The organism is Cupriavidus sp. a3 (assembly GCF_051015765.1).
In the GTDB taxonomy this organism is placed as follows: Bacteria; Pseudomonadota; Gammaproteobacteria; order Burkholderiales; family Burkholderiaceae; genus Cupriavidus; species Cupriavidus oxalaticus_A.
In genome coordinates this window covers 476,826-483,001 of record NZ_CP170643.1, presented here as the reverse complement: position 1 = coordinate 483,001, position 6,176 = coordinate 476,826, and the positions used below count along the sequence as shown (strand labels likewise).

Sequence of the window (6,176 nt, the reverse complement as noted above, 5' to 3'; positions counted from 1 at the left end):
CATCTGTCCGCTCGACTTGCATGTATTAGGCACGCCGCCAGCGTTCGTCCTGAGCCAGGATCAAACTCTCCGATAAAGTAGTTTGACTGACTACGCACATCGCTGTGCGATTTTTAAAAACTGAATTAACAGGTACGTTTTGTCTTGTTTAGTTTTCAAAGATCATTTTGTTTGTCCGCTTTGTTAAAGCAACTTTATTAGTATACAACGTCACTTCTTCAAAGTCAACAACTTTTTTAAAAACTTTTGGTGGAGCCTAGCGGGATCGAACCGCTGACCTCCTGCGTGCAAAGCAGGCGCTCTCCCAGCTGAGCTAAGGCCCCATAAAAAATGGTCGGGAAGACAGGATTCGAACCTGCGACCCCATGGTCCCAAACCATGTGCTCTACCAAGCTGAGCTACTTCCCGATTTCCTATCTGTTCTATTAAAAGATATGGCGCGCCCGAGAGGAGTCGAACCCCTAACCTTTTGATCCGTAGTCAAACGCTCTATCCAATTGAGCTACGGGCGCAACACTTAATGCCGAGGGCCGGACTTGAACCGGCACGGTAGTCACCTACCGCAGGATTTTAAGTCCTGTGTGTCTGCCAATTCCACCACCCCGGCAATAAGAAGGCGACACCCGGATTCGAACCGGGGATAAAGGTTTTGCAGACCTCTGCCTTACCACTTGGCTATGCCGCCGTAATTGGAGCGGAAGACGGGATTCGAACCCGCGACCCCCACCTTGGCAAGGTGGTGTTCTACCACTGAACTACTTCCGCATTTTAAATGGACTTAATACATTATATGCAGTTGATATAAAAAGTGAGACTGGGCTAGCTGGATTCGAACCAACGCATCACGGAGTCAAAGTCCATTGCCTTACCGCTTGGCTATAGCCCAATGATAATATGGGGCGATTGATGGGAATCGAACCCACGAATGCCAGAGCCACAATCTGGTGCGTTAACCACTTCGCCACAACCGCCATAATCTCAAGATGTCATAAATTTGGCAGGGGCAGTAGGAATCGAACCCACACCGGAGGTTTTGGAGACCTCTGTTCTACCGTTAAACTATGCCCCTATAAATGGTGGAGGGGGGCAGATTCGAACTGCCGAACCCTGAGGGAGCGGATTTACAGTCCGCCGCGTTTAGCCACTTCGCTACCCCTCCACATTAAATTTTGAAAAAACAGTGCCGGCAAGAGGACTTGAACCCCCAACCTACTGATTACAAGTCAGTTGCTCTACCAATTGAGCTACACCGGCAAGATGGTGGAGGATGACGGGCTCGAACCGCCGACCCTCTGCTTGTAAGGCAGATGCTCTCCCAGCTGAGCTAATCCTCCATAATTGCACTAACGTGCAATTGCTTGGCGGCGTCCTACTCTCACAGGGGGAAACCCCCGACTACCATCGGCGCTGAAGAGCTTAACTTCCGTGTTCGGTATGGGAACGGGTGTGACCTCTTCGCTATCGCCACCAAACAAATTGAGAGTGTTCTCTCAAAACTAGATAACAGGTGTGACATCATTCAAAAATATGGTTAAGTCCTCGATCGATTAGTATCTGTCAGCTCCATGTGTCGCCACACTTCCACCTCAGACCTATCAACCTGATCATCTTTCAGGGATCTTACTTCCTTGCGGAATGGGAAATCTCATCTTGAGGGGGGCTTCATGCTTAGATGCTTTCAGCACTTATCCCGTCCGCACATAGCTACCCAGCGATGCCCTTGGCAGAACAACTGGTACACCAGCGGTGCGTCCATCCCGGTCCTCTCGTACTAAGGACAGCTCCTCTCAAATTTCCTGCGCCCGCGACGGATAGGGACCGAACTGTCTCACGACGTTCTGAACCCAGCTCGCGTACCGCTTTAATGGGCGAACAGCCCAACCCTTGGGACCGACTACAGCCCCAGGATGCGATGAGCCGACATCGAGGTGCCAAACCTCCCCGTCGATGTGGACTCTTGGGGGAGATAAGCCTGTTATCCCCGGGGTAGCTTTTATCCGTTGAGCGATGGCCCTTCCATGCGGAACCACCGGATCACTAAGCCCGACTTTCGTCCCTGCTCGACTTGTAGGTCTCGCAGTCAAGCTCCCTTGTGCCTTTACACTCTGCGAATGATTTCCAACCATTCTGAGGGAACCTTTGGGCGCCTCCGTTACCTTTTAGGAGGCGACCGCCCCAGTCAAACTGCCCACCTGACACTGTCTCCCCGCCCGATAAGGGCGGCGGGTTAGAAGGTCAATACAGCCAGGGTAGTATCCCACCGATGCCTCCACCGAAGCTGGCGCTCCGGTTTCCAAGGCTCCTACCTATCCTGTACAAGCTGTACCAACATTCAATATCAGGCTGCAGTAAAGCTCCACGGGGTCTTTCCGTCCTGTCGCGGGTAACCTGCATCTTCACAGGTACTATAATTTCACCGAGTCTCTCGTTGAGACAGTGCCCAGATCGTTGCGCCTTTCGTGCGGGTCGGAACTTACCCGACAAGGAATTTCGCTACCTTAGGACCGTTATAGTTACGGCCGCCGTTTACTGGGGCTTCAATTCGCACCTTCGCTTACGCTAAGCGCTCCTCTTAACCTTCCAGCACCGGGCAGGCGTCAGCCCCTATACTTCGCCTTACGGCTTCGCAGAGACCTGTGTTTTTGCTAAACAGTCGCCTGGGCCTATTCACTGCGGCTCTCTCGGGCTTGCACCCTAACAGAGCACCCCTTCTCCCGAAGTTACGGGGTCATTTTGCCGAGTTCCTTAACGAGAGTTCTCTCGATCACCTTAGGATTCTCTCCTCGCCTACCTGTGTCGGTTTGCGGTACGGGCACCTCTCACCTCGCTAGAGGCTTTTCTTGGCAGTGTGGAATCAGGAACTTCGCTACTATATTTCGCTCGCCATCACAGCTCAGCCTTATGGGAAACGGATTTGCCTATTTCCCAGCCTAACTGCTTGGACGCGGATATCCAATACCGCGCTTACCCTATCCTCCTGCGTCCCCCCATTGCTCAAATGGTGAGGAGGTGGTACAGGAATATCAACCTGTTGTCCATCGCCTACGCCTTTCGGCCTCGGCTTAGGTCCCGACTAACCCTGAGCGGACGAGCCTTCCTCAGGAAACCTTAGGCATTCGGTGGAGGGGATTCTCACCCCTCTTTCGCTACTCATACCGGCATTCTCACTTCTAAGCGCTCCACCAGTCCTTCCGGTCTGGCTTCACAGCCCTTAGAACGCTCTCCTACCACTGTTCGAAGAACAGTCCGCAGCTTCGGTGATACGTTTAGCCCCGGTACATTTTCGGCGCAGAGTCACTCGACCAGTGAGCTATTACGCACTCTTTAAATGGTGGCTGCTTCTAAGCCAACATCCTGGTTGTCTAAGCAACTCCACATCCTTTTCCACTTAACGTATACTTTGGGACCTTAGCTGGCGGTCTGGGCTGTTTCCCTTTCGACTACGGATCTTATCACTCGCAGTCTGACTCCCAAGGATAAGTCATTGGCATTCGGAGTTTGACTGAATTCGGTAACCCGGTAGGGGCCCCTAGTCCAATCAGTGCTCTACCTCCAAGACTCTTACCTTGAGGCTAGCCCTAAAGCTATTTCGGAGAGAACCAGCTATCTCCAGGTTCGATTGGCATTTCACCCCTACCCACACCTCATCCCCGCACTTTTCAACGTGCGTGGGTTCGGGCCTCCATTCAGTGTTACCTGAACTTCACCCTGGACATGGGTAGATCACCTGGTTTCGGGTCTACGACCACGTACTCATGCGCCCTATTCAGACTCGCTTTCGCTGCGGCTCCGCATCTTCTGCTTAACCTTGCACGGGATCGTAACTCGCCGGTTCATTCTACAAAAGGCACGCCATCACCCGTTAACGGGCTCTGACTACTTGTAGGCACACGGTTTCAGGATCTCTTTCACTCCCCTTCCGGGGTGCTTTTCACCTTTCCCTCACGGTACTGGTTCACTATCGGTCACTAGGGAGTATTTAGCCTTGGGAGATGGTCCTCCCGGATTCCGACGGAATTTCACGTGTTCCGCCGTACTCAGGATCCACTCAGGAGAGAACGAAGTTTTGACTACAGGGCTGTTACCTCCTATGGCGGGCCTTTCCAGACCTCTTCATCTACCTCGTTCCTTTGTAACTCCGTACAGAGTGTCCTACAACCCCAAGAGGCAAGCCTCTTGGTTTGGGCTAATCCCGTTTCGCTCGCCGCTACTCAGGGAATCGCATTTGCTTTCTCTTCCTCCGGGTACTTAGATGTTTCAGTTCCCCGGGTCTGCCTTCTCATATCCTATGAATTCAGATATGGATACCACTCCATTACGAGTGGTGGGTTTCCCCATTCGGAAATCTCCGGATCAAAGCTTGCTTACAGCTCCCCGAAGCATATCGGTGTTCGTCCCGTCCTTCATCGGCTCCTAGTGCCAAGGCATCCACCGTGCGCCCTTTCTAACTTAACCGTTAAAAAGAATCACTATGTGATATCTTGTGTTACTAATTGAATGTGATGTCTACTGTTATCTAGTTTTCAAAGAACACGTTTCGAAGGAATGATCCTTCAAAACTAAACAAGACAGGGAACGTTCTGTTTATAAGACCCAAGGTCTTATATTCCGTATAATATCCTTAGAAAGGAGGTGATCCAGCCGCACCTTCCGATACGGCTACCTTGTTACGACTTCACCCCAATCATCTGTCCCACCTTCGGCGGCTGGCTCCTAAAAGGTTACCTCACCGACTTCGGGTGTTACAAACTCTCGTGGTGTGACGGGCGGTGTGTACAAGGCCCGGGAACGTATTCACCGCGGCATGCTGATCCGCGATTACTAGCGATTCCAGCTTCACGCAGTCGAGTTGCAGACTGCGATCCGAACTGAGAACAGATTTGTGGGATTGGCTTAACCTCGCGGTTTCGCTGCCCTTTGTTCTGTCCATTGTAGCACGTGTGTAGCCCAGGTCATAAGGGGCATGATGATTTGACGTCATCCCCACCTTCCTCCGGTTTGTCACCGGCAGTCACCTTAGAGTGCCCAACTGAATGCTGGCAACTAAGATCAAGGGTTGCGCTCGTTGCGGGACTTAACCCAACATCTCACGACACGAGCTGACGACAACCATGCACCACCTGTCACTCTGCCCCCGAAGGGGACGTCCTATCTCTAGGAGTGTCAGAGGATGTCAAGACCTGGTAAGGTTCTTCGCGTTGCTTCGAATTAAACCACATGCTCCACCGCTTGTGCGGGCCCCCGTCAATTCCTTTGAGTTTCAGTCTTGCGACCGTACTCCCCAGGCGGAGTGCTTAATGCGTTAGCTGCAGCACTAAGGGGCGGAAACCCCCTAACACTTAGCACTCATCGTTTACGGCGTGGACTACCAGGGTATCTAATCCTGTTCGCTCCCCACGCTTTCGCTCCTCAGCGTCAGTTACAGACCAGAGAGTCGCCTTCGCCACTGGTGTTCCTCCACATCTCTACGCATTTCACCGCTACACGTGGAATTCCACTCTCCTCTTCTGCACTCAAGTTCCCCAGTTTCCAATGACCCTCCCCGGTTGAGCCGGGGGCTTTCACATCAGACTTAAGAAACCGCCTGCGAGCCCTTTACGCCCAATAATTCCGGACAACGCTTGCCACCTACGTATTACCGCGGCTGCTGGCACGTAGTTAGCCGTGGCTTTCTGGTTAGGTACCGTCAAGGTACCGCCCTATTCGAACGGTACTTGTTCTTCCCTAACAACAGAGCTTTACGATCCGAAAACCTTCATCACTCACGCGGCGTTGCTCCGTCAGACTTTCGTCCATTGCGGAAGATTCCCTACTGCTGCCTCCCGTAGGAGTCTGGGCCGTGTCTCAGTCCCAGTGTGGCCGATCACCCTCTCAGGTCGGCTACGCATCGTTGCCTTGGTGAGCCGTTACCTCACCAACTAGCTAATGCGCCGCGGGTCCATCTGTAAGTGGTAGCCGAAGCCACCTTTTATGTTTGAACCATGCGGTTCAAACAACCATCCGGTATTAGCCCCGGTTTCCCGGAGTTATCCCAGTCTTACAGGCAGGTTACCCACGTGTTACTCACCCGTCCGCCGCTAACATCAGGGAGCAAGCTCCCATCTGTCCGCTCGACTTGCATGTATTAGGCACGCCGCCAGCGTTCGTCCTGAGCCAGGATCAAACTCTCCGATAAA

12 tRNA genes and 3 rRNA genes are annotated in these 6,176 nt (G+C 52.5%); all 15 read right to left on the bottom strand.

The window, feature by feature from the left end:
• Positions 1 to 247 precede the first annotated feature (247 nt).
• The 15 genes from ACAD63_RS02310 to ACAD63_RS02240 all read right to left on the bottom strand — a co-directional run bounded on the left by ACAD63_RS02310 (position 248) and on the right by ACAD63_RS02240 (position 6,175).
• Positions 248 to 323: transfer RNA gene (locus ACAD63_RS02310), tRNA-Ala, on the bottom strand.
• A gap of 8 nt (positions 324 to 331) precedes the next feature.
• A tRNA-Pro gene (locus tag ACAD63_RS02305) sits at positions 332 to 408 on the bottom strand.
• A gap of 27 nt (positions 409 to 435) precedes the next feature.
• A tRNA-Arg gene (locus tag ACAD63_RS02300) sits at positions 436 to 512 on the bottom strand.
• 9 nt (positions 513 to 521) lie between these two features.
• Positions 522 to 607: transfer RNA gene (locus tag ACAD63_RS02295), tRNA-Leu, on the bottom strand.
• A gap of 7 nt (positions 608 to 614) precedes the next feature.
• A tRNA-Cys gene (locus tag ACAD63_RS02290) sits at positions 615 to 685 on the bottom strand.
• Between the two features lie 5 nt (positions 686 to 690).
• Positions 691 to 765 (bottom strand) — tRNA-Gly (locus tag ACAD63_RS02285).
• A gap of 49 nt (positions 766 to 814) precedes the next feature.
• Positions 815 to 886: transfer RNA gene (locus ACAD63_RS02280), tRNA-Gln, on the bottom strand.
• Positions 887 to 895: 9 nt separating this feature from the next.
• Positions 896 to 971 (bottom strand) — tRNA-His (locus ACAD63_RS02275).
• 24 nt (positions 972 to 995) lie between these two features.
• A tRNA-Trp gene (locus ACAD63_RS02270) sits at positions 996 to 1,069 on the bottom strand.
• 5 nt (positions 1,070 to 1,074) lie between these two features.
• Positions 1,075 to 1,159: transfer RNA gene (locus ACAD63_RS02265), tRNA-Tyr, on the bottom strand.
• A 22-nt stretch (positions 1,160 to 1,181) separates the two neighbouring features.
• Positions 1,182 to 1,254, bottom strand: a tRNA-Thr gene (locus tag ACAD63_RS02260).
• A 4-nt stretch (positions 1,255 to 1,258) separates the two neighbouring features.
• Positions 1,259 to 1,334, bottom strand: a tRNA-Val gene (locus ACAD63_RS02255).
• 22 nt (positions 1,335 to 1,356) lie between these two features.
• Positions 1,357 to 1,472: ribosomal RNA gene (gene rrf / locus ACAD63_RS02250) — 5S ribosomal RNA — on the bottom strand.
• A gap of 55 nt (positions 1,473 to 1,527) precedes the next feature.
• Positions 1,528 to 4,455 (bottom strand): 23S ribosomal RNA (locus ACAD63_RS02245).
• A 170-nt stretch (positions 4,456 to 4,625) separates the two neighbouring features.
• A 16S ribosomal RNA gene (locus ACAD63_RS02240) occupies positions 4,626 to 6,175 on the bottom strand.
• Together the 16S, 23S and 5S rRNA genes with 12 tRNA genes alongside form the textbook arrangement of a ribosomal RNA operon.
• Between the last annotated feature and the right edge of the window lies 1 nt (position 6,176).